The sequence below is a fragment of the Bradyrhizobium sp. CCBAU 53351 genome (assembly GCF_015291745.1).
GTDB lineage: Bacteria > Pseudomonadota > Alphaproteobacteria > Rhizobiales > Xanthobacteraceae > Bradyrhizobium.
Map to the genome: position 1 here is coordinate 4637759 of NZ_CP030059.1, position 15828 is coordinate 4653586.

Here is a 15828-nt window from a genome sequence, read left to right on the forward strand (position 1 = left end):
GGGGAGAAAAGCGCTAGATGATCCCCTGCTTTTTCAATTCCTCGATCTTCCCGGCATCATAGCCGAGCTTGCCGCCCAGCACTTCCTGCGTGTGCTCGCCGAGCAGCGGCGGGGCGCGGTATTCGGTGATGGGGGTGCCCGAGAGGGTCAGCGCGTTGCGGATCAGGGAGAGCTCGGGCTCGAACTTGTGCTGCGTCTTGACCCGCATGCCGCGCGACTGCACGTGCGGATCGGAAAACACCTGCTCGAAATTGTTGATGGGACCCGAGGGCACGCCGGCCTCCTCCAGCTTCTCCAGCCAGTAGGCCACCGGCTGCTTCAGGAACAGGCCGGCGAAGATCGCCATGATCTCCTTGCCGTGCACGACACGGTCGTTGTTCTTGACGAAGCGCGGATCGTTCGCGAGCTCCGGCTCGCCGAGCACGGCGCAGGTCTTTCGGAACTGGCCGTCATTGCCGACCACCAGCATCAATTCGCCGTCGGTGCAGCGGAACACGCCGGCCGGCATGCCGCCATTGCCCCAGGTGCCGCGGCGCGGCGGGGTCTTGCCGTTGACGAGGTAGATCTGCAGCCAGTGTGACAGCGACGCGATCACGGTGTCGAACAGGCAGACGTCGATGTGCTGGCCCTGCCCGTCATTGGCGTCACGGTGATAGAGCGCGGAGAGAATGCCGATCGAGGTGTTCATGCCGGTCATGTAGTCGACGATGGAGGGGCCGACCTTCATCGGGCCCTCGCCCGGCTCGCCGTCCATGTGGCCGGTGACGCTCATCAGCCCGCCCATCGCCTGCAGGATGGCGTCATAGCCGGCGCGCGGCGCGTAAGGTCCGGTCTGGCCGAAGCCGGTCACCGAGCAATAGATGATGCCGGGGTTGATCGCCTTGATGGTCTCGTAGTCGAGGCCGTAGCGCTTGAGATCGCCGACCTTGTAATTCTCCATGAAGACGTCGACGTCTTTGGCGAGCTCGCGGATGATCGCCTGCCCTTCGGGCTTGGCGATGTTGACGGTCACCGACTTCTTGTTGCGGTTGGCGCAGAGGTAGAAGGAATTGTTGTTGTTGGCCTTTCCTTCCGGGTCGGTCAGGTAGGGCGGCCCGAAAGCGCGCGCGTCGTCGCCGGTGCCCGGCCGCTCGATCTTGATCACCTCCGCACCGAGATCGCCCAGCATCTGGGCCGACAGGGGCCCGGCAAGGACGCGCGTGAGGTCAAGGATCTTGATGCCTGAGAGCGGCAGGGCCGACATGTAAGCTTCCTCCGGGGAACTGGATCTTGGTGCGGCGGCTCGAAGCGGCCGTATCCCTTGCGGATACACCATTTTGGCGCGCTGAGCCCTGCACTGGCGGCATACGGCTATCTCATGCCGGGTACGGGAGCATTCCATCAGCACTTTCCGCGCCACGATATTGGCTCAGGTTATGGCCGCAACCACCCGCGGCCGGCGCCGTGCGAGCAGCACCAGGATCAGCACCGTCGCGCAGGAGAATACCAGCGTGAGACCGAGCGCGCCGCGGCTGCCGAATTCGGTCAGCAGGCCGACGAGGAGCGGCGGCGAGATCGCGGACGCCAGATTGAGCGGCAGCGCGATCATCGACATCGCCTTGGCGAACTCGGCCTGGTCGTAGAACACGAGGGGAATGGTGGCCCGCGCCACGGCCATCGCGCCGCTGCCGGCGCCGTAGAGCAGGATGAAGGCCGCGACCGCCCAGGTCGCGCCCTCGCTCAGCATCAAGAGCAGCATGGCCATTGGCAGCGCCGCGCCGGCCACGAGCCCGGTCGTGATCCCGTCCCACCGCCCGCCACCGAGAAGATCCAGCCCGCGGGCGCTGACCTGGATCACGCCCAGCATCGAGCCGAACAGAAGTGCCTGCGCCGGCGCCAGCCCTTCCGTCCGCAACAATTCGATCATGATGGCACTGATGCCGAAATTGACGAAGGCGTTCAGCGTGATCGCGGCGACGACGAGGCCGAAGGTGCTCCTGGGAATCGCGGACGGCAGCGACGACTTGACCGGCTCGCCGGCACCATCCCCCACGACCTTCCGGCGCGGTGCGAGTGCGTAGAGCGGCAGGCTGACGACGAGCATCATCGCGGCATAGACGAGGCACGTCCCGCGCCAGCCGAGGTGACCGCTCAGGAACGAGGTCGTCGGCCAGAAGATGCTGCTGGACAGGCCCGTCACCAGCATCAGGGCGCCGATCGCATTCTTGGCCTGCCGCCCAGCGATCTCGTTCAGCATGATATAGGCGCCGGTCGACAGCGTGGCGCTGCCGGCAACGCCGAGCACGATCCAGGCGGCGAAATAGAGCATCGGCTCGCGCGCGAGGGACAGCAGCACGAAGCCCGGTGCGGTGACGACCGTGCCGACCATCATGACGATCCGCGCGCCATGCCGTGCGAACGATTTGGCGAGCCAGGGCGCGCACAGGCCCATCGCGACATAGAGAACGGATGTCCCGGCGAAAACCGCCGGCAGGCTCATGCCGAGATCGGCGGCGAGATCGCGCCCGACGATGGCAGGAAGCCCGATCGTGCCCCATCCGATCAGCTGCGTGATGGCGAGCACCAGCAGGACGCCGATCAGCCTGCTGTCAGATTTCAAGAAACGCATTCCAAACGTTCGCCTGCCCGGCAGGCGCGATCGCGCCCGTGACACCTCTCTTAGCCCGAGAGTCAGGACGCGGGAACGCCGGCCGCCGAATGGCAGAAGGCAGCCGGGAGCATGTCAGGCGGAGGAGCGCCGTCCCTTACGCCGCGATGCCGAGCAAGGATCGCGCCTCGGCCGCGGTTGCGACGCGCCGGCCGTGGCGCGTGACGGCCTCACAAGCGATGGTCACGAGCTCGGCGTTGCTGGCGGCGAGGCGCGTCTTGTCGACCCTGATATTGTCCTCGAGCCCGGTCCGAACCGCGTCGGCGCCCAGTGCCAGCGCCCAGCCCATGACCTCGGCCTGATGACGTCCGATCCCGGCCGCGGTCCATGTCGCTTTCGGAATCAGCCGCTTCAGCTCCTGGAGGAGAATGTCGAGGACATGCTCATCCGCCGGCATCGCGTTCTTGACGCCCATGACGAACTGCACATGCGGACGCGGATCGATCAGCCCCGCCTCGATCAGGCGGCGCGCACCATGCAGATGCGACAGGTCGAAGATCTCGATCTCCGGCAAGACGCCATTCGCCTTCATGCCGGTCGCGAGAGTCTCGACCAGAGCGGCGCTGTTCTCGTAGACGATCGTCGGAAAGTTCACCGAGCCGGTGGATAGCGATGCCATGTCCGGCTTGAGGTAAAGCGAGGATCCACGTGCCGAAGGATCGCGGCCGCGCCCGCCAGTCGAAAACTGGACGATCATGCCAGGACAATGCTTCCTGATCCCCTCCTGCACCAGGGCAAAACGCTCGGGATCCGAGGACGGCGTCTCGTCGTCGTTGCGAACATGGATGTGGGCAAGCGTGGCCCCGGCCTCGAAGGCTTGGTGCGTCGATTCGACCTGCTCGGACGGCAGGATGGGCACCGCCGGATTGTCCTTCTTGCGCGGAACGGAGCCGGTGATGGCAACAGCAACGACGACGGGGTTCATCCCTGGACCTCATGATGATCGCGCTCGCGCGCACAAAGTCGAATAGATCGTTAAGTAGCGCATGAAGCCCTGCCGCTGCAAACATCATGGCTCGCAGCGGCTGCCTCGTCACTTCGCCATCAGGTCGGAATTGCGGCCGCACCGCTCGCCGCTTCCGCGCGCTGCCGCTCATAGTCCGCCCGCGGCATCGGAACGGCCTTGGGATTGCCGAGATCGTCGATGCTGATCCGATAGGTTTCCCGCGCCGAGACCGCCGCCAGCGCGGCGATCACCGTGATGCCGAAGGCGATCGCGCCCACCGTCAAGGGGATATTGGCCGAGCCGGGAGGCGCCACGGTGGCGAACAGGGCCGGAAGCAACGCGGTGATGGTGGTCCCGATGTTCTGCGAGATCGCCATCGCCGACACCCGCGTGCGCGTCGGAAACAGCTCCGGATAGAAGCTCGGGAAGATCGCGTTGTAGCCCTGATAGACGACGCCCCACATCAGCAGCGAGAGCGTGATCGCAAGCGGCACGTTCCTGATGCTGATGGCGTAGAGATAGCCGATGGCAAGCAGGCCCGAGAGCAACGCGCCCACGATGATCGGAGGCTTGCGACCGACCTTGTCGGAGAGATGGCCGACGAAGGGAATGACGAACACGGCCAACATGTTTCCGAGCACCGGGATCCAGAGATAGACGTCCTTGGCGAAGCCGATGCCATAGGCCGGCTGCACCGCGTAGGCTGCGCCGAAGATGGTCGCCACCACCGGAATGACGTTCATCAGTGCCATGCAGATGACCCTCAGCATGTCCCGCCAGCTCAGCTTGATGGCCTGGACGATGGGCGCGCGCGGCGTTTCGCCCCGCTCGCCCTCGCGGGCAAAGGCAGGGGTCTCATCGACTTCGCGGCGAATGACATAGCCAGCGACGATGACGAAGAAGCTGAGCAGGAAGGGAATCCGCCAACCCCAGCTGTTGAAGGCATCGGTGGGCATATAGGCGGCCAGCGGCAGGAAGACGGCTGCTGCGAGAATCTGTCCTGCCTGCACCCCCTGAAGCGCGAAGCTTGCATAGAAGCCGCGCCGGCCAAACGGCGCGTGCTCCAGGATCATCGAGCTCGCGCCGGAGATTTCACCGGCGACGGCAAATCCCTGCACCAGGCGCAGGATGACGAGGAGGATCGGCGCCAGCATGCCGACTTGCTGATAGGTGGGCAGAAGACCAACGGCCATGGTCGAGATACCCATCAGGAACATGCAGACGATGAGCACCGTCTTGCGGCCATGTGTGTCGCCCCAATGACCTAACACGAAGGCACCGATCGGCCGGGCCACGTAACCGACGCCATAAGTCGCCAGCGACGCGACGATCGCGACGGTGGGATTGTCCGACGGGAAGAAGATTTGCGGGAAGATCAGCGACGCCGCGGTCGCGTAGATGAAGAAGTCATAATATTCGAGGGCTGATCCGATCCAGCCGCTGGCAGCAGCCTTCCTGGACTGACTCATATCGTGGGTCGCGCGAGCTGTTGTCATCTCGAAGATTTCCTCCCGGGTTTGCTGATGTCCCGTTGGCGGGCTTCACTGGAAATTGGGCAGCATTCTCCCGGCGCTCCGCGGGACTTTCGCGAGCGCTTGTCACTGCCGATGGATGTCTGATTGGTTGCGACAATAGGCTATCGCCCGGGTAACACAATTACCCTGTTATGCGATAAACCTAACATGATGTTATCTAGGTCGGAGCGCTGCCCCGCGCCGCGGTCGCGCTCGCCGAATGGCAGCCCGGCATGTCGCCGCGAGATCATTCCGGCGGATTGAACGTCCGCACGAAATACACAGGCTCGCTATCCTTCTTCAGGCGATAGAGCTGCGCCGGGCGGTTGGCGCCGCGCCTCATCCTGGCCACCGGCTCGATCATGTCGGCTGACAGGATGCGGGTCCGGAAGGCGCTCTTCTCGAGCGGGCGATCGAGCACGATCTCGTAGACCCGCTGCAGATCCGGAAGGGTGAATTCCGCCGGCATCAGATAGGCCGGAAGCGAGGTGTATTCCACCTTGTTGCGCAGGCGCTGGATTGCGGTTACCAGGATCTCGCCGTGATCGAAGGCAAGCTTGTCCTTGAGCCTGCCCCCGCGAATTGGAAACCAGCGCGCATCCGGCGCAAGCACGCCTGCCGCCTCCGGGATCAGCGCGAAATAGGCGTGCGTCGCCGACCAGCCGCGCGGATCGCGCGTCGCGCTCCCCCAGCTTCCGAGCTGCTCGAGATAGGGGCTGGTGACCCCGGCCTTCTCCCTCAGCTTCCGGGCCGCGCAGGCCGCGAGGTCGCTGTCCTTGGCGACATCGACGAAGCCGCCCGGCAAGGCCCAGGCCGACGGAAACGGCTCGCCCTCGTCCGCCGGTCGCTGCACCAGCAACACCTGAAGACTGTCATCCAGGATCGCGAAGATCACGACGTCCACCGTCGTCAGGGGACGCGGAAAGTCCAATTGCCGCGCCTTTCCAAGGTCCTTGCCAACGCCTTTGCCAAAATCCTTGCCAAGACCCTTGCCGAGCGCCTCGCCTGCCATCGCCAAACTCCGCTGCCAGGACTTGACACTAGCATAGTTAGTTGTACAGTCCAACTTACTTAGTTGCTCAGACACACTTATAACGCTCACCGGAGACAGGCCATGTTCGGCGTCAGATACATCAAGGCTCAGCCTACCACCTATCTGATGAAGTACCGCGGCGGTGCTATCGTCGCCGAGGGCCCCGGTCTTTCCACGCTGTATTACGCGCCGGCGACCATGCTGGTCGCCGTGCCGATCGGCAGCCGCGACGCCTCCTTCATCTTCGAGCAGACCGCGCGCGACTTCCAGACGCTGACCGTCCAGGGTCAGGTGACTCATCGCATCAGCGACCCGACGAAGGCGGCCTCGATGCTCGACTTCACCCTGAAGGCGGACGGCAAGACCTATGAGAGCGACGATCCGGAAAAGCTGCCGGAACGCATCCTCGGCACAGTCGAGGTCCTCGCCCAGCAAGCGGTGAAGGAACTGACGCTGAGGGACGCGTTGCAGGCGTCCGACCGCATCGCCGACATCATCGCGGGCGGATTGAGGCAGCGCGCCGATATCGCCTCCCTCGGGCTCGAAATCCTCGGCGTGTCGGTTCGCGGCATCAAGCCGACACCGGACACCGCGAAGGCACTCGAGGCGCAGGCCCGCGAAGCGATCCTCAAGACCGCGGATGAGGCCATCTTCGCCCGGCGCAACTTCGCCGTCGAGCAGGAGCGCGCCATCCGCGAGAGCGAACTCGACACCGAGATCGCGGTCGAGCAGAAGAAGCGGTCGATCCGCGAGACCCAGATGGACGCCGAGGCGAGCGTGGCCGCCAAGCGCAACGAGCTGCGCGAGGCCGGCATGGCGGCGGATATCGTGCTGGAAGGCAAGCGCAAGGATTTCGTCGGCCTCAACGCCGAGAACACCAGGACGCTGGCCGACGCCGAAGCCTATCGCGTCGGTGCCTTGATGAAGATCTTCGAGGGTGTCGACACCCGCGTGATCCAGGCGCTCGCCGCCGCCGGCATGCAACCGGGTCAGCTGATCGCGCAAGCCTTCTCCGGCATCGCCGAGAAGGCCGAGAAGATCGGCCAGCTCAACGTCTCTCCGGACCTGCTCAGCCAGTTGATGGAGAAGCCGCAGCCGATGGAGGCCGCCAATGCCCGCCGCCAATGACCGCAAGGTCGTGCTGGTGACGCGCAAGACCAGGCTGGAGGACCTGATCGCGCGCCACCTGACGGCGGCGCAGGCGCGCTTCTATGTTGAGCATCTCGGCGCCGACTTCTCCGACTATGAGCGGGAGCACGAAGTCTATCGGGCGCAGCATCGCACCACGCTGCAGGTGCTGGAGCAATGGGGGCGCTATCAGATCATCGATCGCAGCTTCCTGCCGAATTTCATCTTCGGGCCCGACGACATCGTGGCCGCGCTCGGCCAGGACGGCCTCGTCGCCAACACGATGAAATATCTCAACGACCATCCGCTGATCGGGCTCAACCCCGACCCCGCGCGCCACGACGGCATTCTGCTTCCTTTCGCGCCGCGCGACCTCGCGAAGCTCCTGCCGGAGGTGGCCGCCGACAAGCGCGGCAGCCAGGCCGTGACGATGGCGGAAGCACGGCTCGGTGACGGCCAGGTGCTCTACGCCGTCAACGACCTCTTCATCGGCGCCCGTACGCATGTCTCGGCGATCTACGAGCTCACGGCCGGCGGTGCCATGGAGCGGCAGTCTTCCAGCGGCCTGATTGTTTCCACCGGGCTCGGATCGACCGCCTGGTTCAAGAGCATCGTCACCGGCTCGCTTGCCATTGCCGGCAGCTTTGGCCAGCCTCCCCTGCTCAGCGGCTACGAGGCGCTGCCCTGGGACGCGGCCGAGCTGCGCTTCGCGGTACGCGAGCCCTTCCCCAGCCGCCATTCCAAGACCAATCTCGTCTGCGGCCGGCTCGCTCCCGCAGAGCAATTGCGCATCCGTTCCTTGATGCCGGAAAACGGCGTGATCTTCAGTGACGGCGTCGAACCCGACCGCCTCGATTTCAATGCCGGCGCCGAGGTTGCAATCGGAATTGCCGGGCGGCGCGGCCGATTGATCGTGTGATGGCTAACTGCCCAGCGCATTCTCGCCGGCTTCGCGGCCGGGCACGCTGACATGGACCTCATGCCCCTCACGAAGCGCGAGGGATGCGGCCGCGACCGCCGATTCAAAGGCAGCCTCCTTGGTGGCATATTTGCTCCTGACGTCGCCGTCGTGCAGCACGCCCCATTCGTCCTGCACCGGCACGATGGCATATTGAGCGAGGCCCATTGTCCAACTCCTGGGTTTCAGAATCCATCTGCCGGATAACGCGCCCGCGCGTCTAACGTTGCGTCAGTTGCGGATGCGCGGCGGTGACGCGCCACACCGTGTTGCCGCTGTCGTCGGCGACCAGCAGCGCGCCTGATTTGTCGATGGCAACGCCGACGGGCCTGCCGCGTGCCTTGTTGTCGCTGTTGAGGAAGCCGGTCACCACGTCCTGCGCCGGTCCACTCGGCTTGCCGTCCGTGAACGGCACGAACACTACCTTGTAGCCGTTCAGCACCTGCCTGTTCCAGCTGCCGTGCTCGCCGACGAAGGCGCCGCCGCGATAGGCCGCCGGCAGAGCGGAGCCGGTGTTGAAGGCCATCCCGAGCGGTGCGACATGCGAGCTCAGGGCGTAATCGGGCGCGATCGCCTTGGCGACGAGATCCGGCCGCTGCGGCTTGACGCGGGGATCGACGTGCTGGCCGTAATAGCTGTAGGGCCAGCCATAGAAGCCGCCGTCCTTCACCGAGGTCATGTAGTCGGGGACGAGATCGGGACCGAGCTCGTCGCGCTCGTTCACGACCGTCCACAGCGCGCCGGTCTGCGGCTCGAAGCTGAGCCCGTTCGGATTGCGCAGACCGCTTGCGAAGATACGCCAGCGCCCGCTGGCACGGTCGACCTCGAGGATGGCGGCGCGATTGTGCTCGGCCTCCATGCCGTTCTCGGTGATGTTGCTGTTGGAGCCGACGCCGGCATAGAGTTTCGAGCCGTCGGGGCTGGCGACCAGGCTCTTGGTCCAGTGATGGTTGATCGGCCCGCCCGGCAGCGGCGTCAGCACCGTGCCCGGCGCGGTGATCTTGGTGTCGCCTTCCTTATAGGGATATCTGACGATCGCATCGGCATTGGCGACATAAAGCTCGTTGCCGACCAGCGCGATCCCGAACGGCGAGTTGAGCTGCTCGAGGAAGACGCTTTGCGTATCCGGCACGCCGTCGCCATTGCTGTCGCGCAGCAGTGTGATGCGGTTGCCCGGCCCGGTGTCGTTGCCGCCCGAGGTCGCCCAGGACTCGATATATCCCATGACGATCTCCTTGGGTCGCTTGATCCCGGCCCCCTTCGGCGCCTTGGATTCCGCCACCAGCACGTCACCATTGGGCAGTACATAGAGGAAACGCGGATGCTGCAGGCCGGTCGCGAAGGCCTTGATCTGCAAGCCCTCCGCCACGGAAGGCGTCTCGTCCTTCTTCCAGCCGACGATGCGCGCGATGTGCATGGGCGGCAGCAGGTATTGCTGGATGTCGGGCAGCTTAGGGTTGGCGCCGATTTGCGCCTTGGGATCGCCGCTGCCGTCATCGCAACCAGCCAGGAGCAGCAGCGAGGAGCACAGCAGCGCGCGGGCAAGCTTCGATCTCATCGCGCAACTCCTACGCCGTGGCGGTAGACCAGGGCCCAGCCGAGCCAGCCGGTGATGGGCAGGATCAGGACGGTGAGCACCGACAGAACGAGCCCCGTCGGCCACACCGAGGTCCAGGCATCGCGGGTGTGGATCAGTGCGTTGACGATGGCGAGGATCAGCGCCAGCGCGTTTCCGATCAGATGCGGCCAGGCCGGCGTCTGCGCCCGCACCAGGCGGTTGCCGAGGAAATCGGTCAGGCCCGCGATCGCCGCCAGCACGCCGAAGACGACGCCGACGAGCAGAAGCCATGCGGAAAAATCCGCCCACATGATCTCGGCGCTGGCGACATAGGCGATGTCGGTCAGGAGCGCGCCGACGAAGCACGCGATCGGGATCGGCACGAGCATTGGATGAATGGGATGACCCGCGATCTGCGCGGTGGTGCGCACGCGCACGTCTTGCTGCACGGTCGGCCTCGTGTGAGTTTCGGTCCTGCCCGACCGGCCAACTCGTGCGCGGGGTGATGGTTCCTAGCTGCGCGGCAGGCCCAGCCGTTGCCGGACCTCATCATCCTCGATCACCTGATCCAGGCGCGAATCCTTGCCGGCTTCGAGATCTTCCGCGATCGTCTCGAGCACCCGAAATGCGTCCCCGGCGCTCGGTGCCGTCGCGATGTGCGCGATCGACCGGCCGTTGACGGTGAGATCGGCCTCGCCCCAGGGCGTGGTGTCAATCTCCAGGCGGTCGCCGCCGGCATTTGCGATGAAGTGCTGGACGGTGGATTTGGAGGTCGGCAGAGAAAGGTCTGGCGTCCAGTCGATCGGCTTGTCGGTCATGTCGTGGTCGTCCCGAAGTTGCGACCGATGGATAGACCATCCGGCGCGCGGGACATTGACCTGGATCAGGCCTGCTGCGTTGATGGTTGTAGCGGGTGAAGAGGTCACCATCGCGAATCGGCACGCTGGAATCCCAGCCCAAAAGTGCTATATTATTGATGTGGATAAGGTAACCGCCTCCTCGACCGCAGAGCACATCCGGGCACTCGCCCGGACGTTCCACGTGTCCTATTCCGAGGGCCCAAACGACCGCTTGGCACATCATATCTCGCGCCTGGCCGGGGATCCCGTCGAGTTGGACGAGATCGAATTGTTGCTCATCGGGTTAGTGCGAGCCGAACGAATTACGCGCCCGGAAATGATCCAGCTGCAGGCTGCCTATTTGCGTGAAGTCAGGCCGTGACCTTCGATCCGTTCGGCGACTTCGAAGCGCACGGATATCTACGCAACCTTGCTCAAGAGAAAGATCCAGCGATCGTAAAGAGGCTCGAACATGCTTCCTTCACGACCGGCATCGATGAAGCATTCACGGCGCTTCAGAAAAAGCAGGCGCTCACCTACGCGGACGTGCTCAGTACCCACAAGACGTTGTTCGAGGCCATGTACCCGTGGGCTGGTCAGGATCGCGCCACGACGGCACCGGATATCGCCGTGAGCCGGGACGGCGTTTTGTTCGCCCATCCGAAGTCTATTCAGAAGGCAATCGACCATGCGCTGAAACTGGGCAACGATCCCAAAACCATGCGCGAGAAGCCGGGCGAAGTCATGGGCTATTTGGCCCACGGCCATCCGTTCCTCGACGGCAATGGCCGCACGATCATGGTCGTCTACTCCATACTGGCGCAACGCGCCGGCTTCAGCATCGACTGGGCTGCGACCGATAAGACCGAATACCTGCAAGCGCTCACCAGGGAACTCGACGATCCCGGCAAGGGCATCCTCGACACATATCTCGAGCCTTACATCCGCCCGGCTGTTAGCGATCTCAAAGAGCACATCAACGCTGCCAAGGGACTCGATGGCGGCAGGGGCGAGACGGACACCGTTCGCGGGAGCAACGACGATCCGGCTGTCCAAGCAGAATACGAGCAGCAACGGCTCAAGCGCGATGAGCAAAGCAAAGGCGCTTGATAAGAGGAATCCTGAAGCCAACGAAGGATACTTCGCACGGCTCAACCAGATCGCCGACCATCACCCTCTTAGGGAATGGCTGGAGCGGGTGAAGGGAATCGAACCCTCGTATTCAGCTTGGAAGTCTCGAAATACCGCAGTGTTTTCAAAGGTCATTCTGACATTTTCAGTGTTTTTGGCTCATTGAGATCACTACAGAATTACTCGTTGTCAGAATGGCGGCTGCGAGCCTCGTCCGGCTTGAACTCATCAGGCAAGGGCTCGCTCAGCGATGTTCCCCCATCAAGCCGATCGCAAAGCTGGTCGGTTTACGTTGCCGCTGAATGACGGGATTACCGTCCGTTCCCGAGCTAGGATTTGTAGCGAAGCGCTGCGATGAGTGCGGACAGTGCGGGCGGCGTCTGTCGCCGACTGGGGTGATAGAGATAATAGCCGGGGAAGGTCGGGCACCACCTCTCCAGAATCCGCTTGAGCCGCCCGGCCTTGACATCAGGCGCCACCTCATCGTCGAAGACATAGGCGAGCCCTTGGCCGGCCAGCGCGGCCTCGCGGATCAGGTCGCCATTGTTGAACGAGAGCGGACCTTCGACGCGAACCTGGAACGGTCGTCCTTTGTCCTCGAAATCCCAGGCGTAAACCCAATCCGACTTGACGCGCCGGTAGTTGATGCAGCGATGGCCCGCGAGTTCGCGGGGCGTTCGGGGCACCTTATGGTCCACGAAATACGACGGCGCACCGACGACGGCCATCCGGATGTCCGGCCCGATCCGAACCGCGATCATGTCTTTCTCGACGATGTCGCCGAAGCGGATGCCGGCGTCGATGCGTTCCGCGACAATATCAATCAGACTGTCGTCGACGATCATCTCCACCCTGATATCGGGATGCGACGCCAGGAAGCGTGGCAGCCTGGGCATCACGACCTTTGAGACGGCATGCCTCGTCGCGGTGACGCGAACGGTCCCGGACGCCTTGCCGCGCATAGCGCCGAGCGCATCTACTCCGGAGGCGATGTCCTCCAGTGCCGGGCGTAACGAACGAAGCATCGTCTCGCCCGCTTCGGTCGTCGAGACCGAGCGCGTGGTCCGCGACAGCAACCGCACGCCGAGCCGCTCTTCGAGCGATTTCATGGCGTGACTCAACGCCGACTGCGACATGCCGAGCTCAGCCGCCGCTCGGGTAAAACTGCCCTGCTTCGCGACCACCGCAAAGGCGGCAAGGTCATAAAGATCGTCTCGCTTCATTTATGTACCGGTTACATAAGCCCTAGTTAATTATAGCGGCTAATCGATAGTGGCGGCCAGTGCTATCTGGTCGTCAGCGTCCCGGTATCACCCGACAGACAGCCCGCAAGGAGCAGACGGATGAAACTTATTGTGAACAACCGCGAGTTCGCGATCGATGCCGATCCCGCGATGCCCCTGCTCTGGGCGCTGCGCGACGTCATCGGGCTGACAGGCACGAAGTTCGGCTGCGGCGCTGCCCAGTGCGGCGCTTGCACCGTGCATCTGGATGGCCAGCCGGTCCGTTCCTGCATCACGCCGATTTCCGAGGCTGAGGGCAAGAAGCTCACCACCATCGAAGCCGCGACCGACGGCTCCGACCGCGTGGGAGCCGCCGTGCATGCGGCATGGCTCAAACACGACGTGGCACAGTGCGGCTACTGCCAGAGCGGCCAGATCATGAGCGCGATCGCATTCCTCAAGTCGCAGCCCCGCGGCAAGGCGCCGACAACAGCCGAAATCGACGCCGCCATGGACGGCAACATCTGCCGCTGTGGGACCTATGCCCGCATCCGCGCTGCTGTAGCCGACGCCGCCCGCACGATTGCCTGAAGGAGCCGCCATGTTACCCAACATCGACTACCGCGATCTGCCGCGTGCCGCGCAGCGCCTGATGGCGCGCAATCAAAATGACGAAGCGGTCACGCTGCCGCGCCGCAGTTTTCTGAAACTGGCCGGTGCAGGTGGCCTGGCACTCGGCGCTTTTCCTCATTTGGTCATGGCGCAGGCTGCCGGCCAAACGGCGAGCGCGCTTAAACCGACCGAACAGCCATCAGCCTTCGTGCAAATCGCTGCCAATGGCGAGGTGACTGTCACGATCAACCGGCTGGAGTTCGGACAGGGCGTGCAGACTGCATTGCCGATGATCCTAGCTGAAGAGCTTGACGCCGACTGGAGCCTGGTGCGCAGCCGGCATGGCTCGAACGACGGTGCCTATATCGACCCGAAATTCGGCATTCACATCACCGGCGGTTCCAATTCGATCAAGAACAGTTTTACGCAGTATCGCGAGCTCGGCGCGCGGGCACGGGCAATGTTGCTCGGTGCCGCGGCAGCGCGCTGGAAGGTGGACGTCGCCACCCTGCGCACGCAGTCCGGCACGGTGCTCGGTCCCGATGGCCGCAAGCTCGGCTACGGCGAACTGGCCGAGGCGGCGATGGCACTGCCGGTGCCCGAGAAGGTGACGCTGAAGGATCCGAAGGACTTCCGCATCATCGGCCGCCCGACGCCGCGTCTCGACGCGCGTGCCAAGAGCAGCGGGCAACAGAATTTTGGTATCGACGTTCGCCTGCCCGGTCAGTTGACCGCCGTGGTCGCGCGCCCGCCGGTATTCGGCGCGCGCTTGGCCTCCGTTGACGACGCCGCCGCGCGCGCCATCAACGGCGTGAAGGCGGTGCTGCGCGTGCCGCTGGACGGTGGCGCCGAAGGTGTGGCCATCGTGGCCGACGGATATTGGCAGGCTACGCAGGGCCGCGAGGTGCTCAAGCTGCAATGGGATACTTCCGCCGTCGAGAAGGTGGATAGCGACAAGCAACTCGCCCAGTACCGCGAGCTAGCCGCGCGGCCGGGTCCGCGCAAGTTCGATGCCGACATGGCGCCGCTCGGCACCGCACCCCGGCAACTGGAAGCCGAGTTCGTGTTTCCGTATCTCGCCCATGCGGCGATGGAGCCGCTGAACTGCACCGTTCAGCTTTCCGAGGGCCGCGCCGAGGTGTGGACCGGCAGCCAGTGCCCCGGTCTCGACGGCGCCGCCGTCGCGCGCGTGCTCGGCCTCAAGCCGGAGCAGGTGGCGGTACATGTGCAGATGGCGGGCGGCGGCTTCGGCCGGCGTTTCGCCGCCAGCAGCGACTTTGTGGTCGAGGCCTGCGAGATCGCCAAGGCGGCGCGTGCAGCCGGCCTGAACGCCCCGGTGCGCACGCTTTGGAGCCGTGAAGACGACATGCGGGGCGGCTATTACCGCCCGATGCATTTGCACCGCGCGCGCATCGGCTTCGATGAACGCGGCAAGGTGCTGGCCTGGGATCACGTTATTGTCGGCCAGTCCATCACGACGGGCACGGTATTCGCAGGTTTCCAGATCAAGGACGGCATCGACGCCACCGCGACCGAAGGCATGCGCGATCCCTATCCGCTGCCGATGCGCCTGACCGTGCATCACCCAAAACTCAACGTACCGGTGTTGTGGTGGCGCAGCGTCGGTTCTACCCATACCGCCTTTGTGATGGAGACCTTGATCGACGAGATCGCGCGGAGCACGAAACAAGATCCCGTGGTCTACCGAATGGATTTGTTCGGCGACAAGCACCCGCGCCATCGCGCAGCGCTCCAGATGGCCGTCGACAAGAGCGGCTACGGCAAGACGCAGTTGCCCGCCGGTCGCGCCTTTGGCGTCGCGGTCCACGAGTCCTTCCAGACCGTCGTGGCCTATGTGGTGGAAGCCTCGGTGGTGAATGGCCGCCCGATGCTACATCGCGTCACCGCCGGCGTTCACTGCAATCTCGCCGTCAACCCACGCACCGTGGAGGCCCAGTTGCAGGGCGCGGCGATCATGGGCCTGTCGACGTGCCTGCCGGGTTCGGCGATCACACTCAAGGACGGCGTCGTCGAACAGGGCAATTTCGGCGAATACTCGGTGGCGCGAATCACTGACATCCCCGCGTTCGACGTTCATATCGTGCCCAGCGCCGAGGCGCCCACCGGCATGGGCGAACCTGGCTTGCCGCCGCTGGCGCCAGCATTCGCCAATGCCATCGCTCAACTCACCGGCAAGCCGCTGCGCCAACTGCCGTTCAACATCAAAAGCAAGAGCTAA

17 protein-coding genes are annotated in these 15828 nt (G+C 64.2%); 7 read left to right on the forward strand and 10 right to left on the reverse strand.

The features are described 5' to 3' along the window. Nucleotides 1–13 precede the first annotated feature (13 nt). From XH83_RS21970 to XH83_RS21990, 5 genes are all read right to left on the reverse strand, one after another. Nucleotides 14–1243 (reverse strand): CaiB/BaiF CoA-transferase family protein, encoded by a 1230-nt coding sequence (locus XH83_RS21970; protein WP_194402832.1) that lies wholly within the window; start codon nucleotides 1241–1243, stop codon nucleotides 14–16. 165 nt (nucleotides 1244–1408) lie between these two features. Then, nucleotides 1409–2608: an MFS transporter gene (locus XH83_RS21975; RefSeq protein ID WP_194402833.1), complete on the reverse strand. Its 1200-nt coding sequence runs from the start codon at nucleotides 2606–2608 to the stop codon at nucleotides 1409–1411. 136 nt (nucleotides 2609–2744) lie between these two features. Then, entirely contained in the window at nucleotides 2745–3572 is an 828-nt protein-coding gene (locus tag XH83_RS21980) for a 3-keto-5-aminohexanoate cleavage protein (RefSeq protein WP_194402834.1), read from the reverse strand. Nucleotides 3573–3691: 119 nt separating this feature from the next. Next, the gene (locus XH83_RS21985) at nucleotides 3692–5089 is read right to left on the reverse strand and encodes an MFS transporter (protein ID WP_194402835.1); all 1398 of its coding nucleotides are present in this window, start codon (nucleotides 5087–5089) and stop codon (nucleotides 3692–3694) included. A gap of 265 nt (nucleotides 5090–5354) precedes the next feature. Continuing rightward, entirely contained in the window at nucleotides 5355–6119 is a 765-nt protein-coding gene (locus XH83_RS21990; protein WP_194402836.1) for an NUDIX domain-containing protein, read from the reverse strand. Nucleotides 6120–6221: 102 nt separating this feature from the next. Here XH83_RS21990 and XH83_RS21995 point away from each other — a divergent pair, with 102 nt between their 5' ends. Beyond that, complete coding sequence (locus XH83_RS21995; RefSeq protein ID WP_194402837.1) at nucleotides 6222–7268, forward strand: SPFH domain-containing protein; 1047 nt, start codon at nucleotides 6222–6224, stop codon at nucleotides 7266–7268. Then, a complete protein-coding gene (locus tag XH83_RS22000; protein WP_194402838.1) occupies nucleotides 7252–8187 on the forward strand; it encodes a sugar kinase in 936 nt (311 codons plus the stop codon). The genes XH83_RS21995 and XH83_RS22000 overlap by 17 nt, the downstream gene beginning before the upstream one ends. A 3-nt stretch (nucleotides 8188–8190) precedes the next feature. Here the strand turns inward: XH83_RS22000 and XH83_RS22005 are convergent, their stop codons facing one another. The 4 genes from XH83_RS22005 to XH83_RS22020 all read right to left on the reverse strand — a co-directional run bounded on the left by XH83_RS22005 (nucleotide 8191) and on the right by XH83_RS22020 (nucleotide 10602). Next, nucleotides 8191–8394, reverse strand: a complete 204-nt coding sequence (locus tag XH83_RS22005) for a hypothetical protein (protein WP_194402839.1) — start codon at nucleotides 8392–8394, stop codon at nucleotides 8191–8193. A gap of 52 nt (nucleotides 8395–8446) precedes the next feature. Then, the gene (locus XH83_RS22010) at nucleotides 8447–9784 is read right to left on the reverse strand and encodes a sorbosone dehydrogenase family protein (RefSeq protein ID WP_194402840.1); all 1338 of its coding nucleotides are present in this window, start codon (nucleotides 9782–9784) and stop codon (nucleotides 8447–8449) included. Next, nucleotides 9781–10233 (reverse strand): DUF2231 domain-containing protein, encoded by a 453-nt coding sequence (locus XH83_RS22015; RefSeq protein WP_194402841.1) that lies wholly within the window; start codon nucleotides 10231–10233, stop codon nucleotides 9781–9783. The genes XH83_RS22010 and XH83_RS22015 overlap by 4 nt, the downstream gene beginning before the upstream one ends. A gap of 63 nt (nucleotides 10234–10296) precedes the next feature. Next, the gene (locus tag XH83_RS22020; RefSeq protein WP_194402842.1) at nucleotides 10297–10602 is read right to left on the reverse strand and encodes a hypothetical protein; all 306 of its coding nucleotides are present in this window, start codon (nucleotides 10600–10602) and stop codon (nucleotides 10297–10299) included. 55 nt (nucleotides 10603–10657) lie between these two features. Here XH83_RS22020 and XH83_RS22025 point away from each other — a divergent pair, with 55 nt between their 5' ends. The 3 genes from XH83_RS22025 to XH83_RS22035 are packed head-to-tail and all read left to right on the forward strand — an operon-like array spanning nucleotide 10658 to nucleotide 11920. Then, a complete protein-coding gene (locus XH83_RS22025; RefSeq protein ID WP_194402843.1) occupies nucleotides 10658–11005 on the forward strand; it encodes a hypothetical protein in 348 nt (115 codons plus the stop codon). Further along, nucleotides 11002–11733: a Fic family protein gene (locus XH83_RS22030; protein ID WP_194402844.1), complete on the forward strand. Its 732-nt coding sequence runs from the start codon at nucleotides 11002–11004 to the stop codon at nucleotides 11731–11733. Before XH83_RS22025 ends, XH83_RS22030 begins: the two co-directional genes overlap by 4 nt. Continuing rightward, the gene (locus XH83_RS22035; RefSeq protein ID WP_194402845.1) at nucleotides 11711–11920 is read left to right on the forward strand and encodes a hypothetical protein; all 210 of its coding nucleotides are present in this window, start codon (nucleotides 11711–11713) and stop codon (nucleotides 11918–11920) included. Before XH83_RS22030 ends, XH83_RS22035 begins: the two co-directional genes overlap by 23 nt. 163 nt (nucleotides 11921–12083) lie before the next feature. On the opposite strand, the gene XH83_RS22040 is transcribed toward XH83_RS22035, so the two are convergent. Next, complete coding sequence (locus XH83_RS22040) at nucleotides 12084–12977, reverse strand: LysR family transcriptional regulator (RefSeq protein ID WP_194402846.1); 894 nt, start codon at nucleotides 12975–12977, stop codon at nucleotides 12084–12086. 120 nt (nucleotides 12978–13097) lie between these two features. On the opposite strand from XH83_RS22040, the gene XH83_RS22045 reads away from it, so the two are divergent. Then, nucleotides 13098–13568 carry a (2Fe-2S)-binding protein gene (locus XH83_RS22045; protein ID WP_194402847.1) on the forward strand — a complete coding sequence of 157 codons (471 nt, stop codon included), beginning with the start codon at nucleotides 13098–13100 and terminating at the stop codon, nucleotides 13566–13568. A gap of 10 nt (nucleotides 13569–13578) precedes the next feature. Continuing rightward, nucleotides 13579–15828: a xanthine dehydrogenase family protein molybdopterin-binding subunit gene (locus XH83_RS22050; RefSeq protein ID WP_194402848.1), complete on the forward strand. Its 2250-nt coding sequence runs from the start codon at nucleotides 13579–13581 to the stop codon at nucleotides 15826–15828.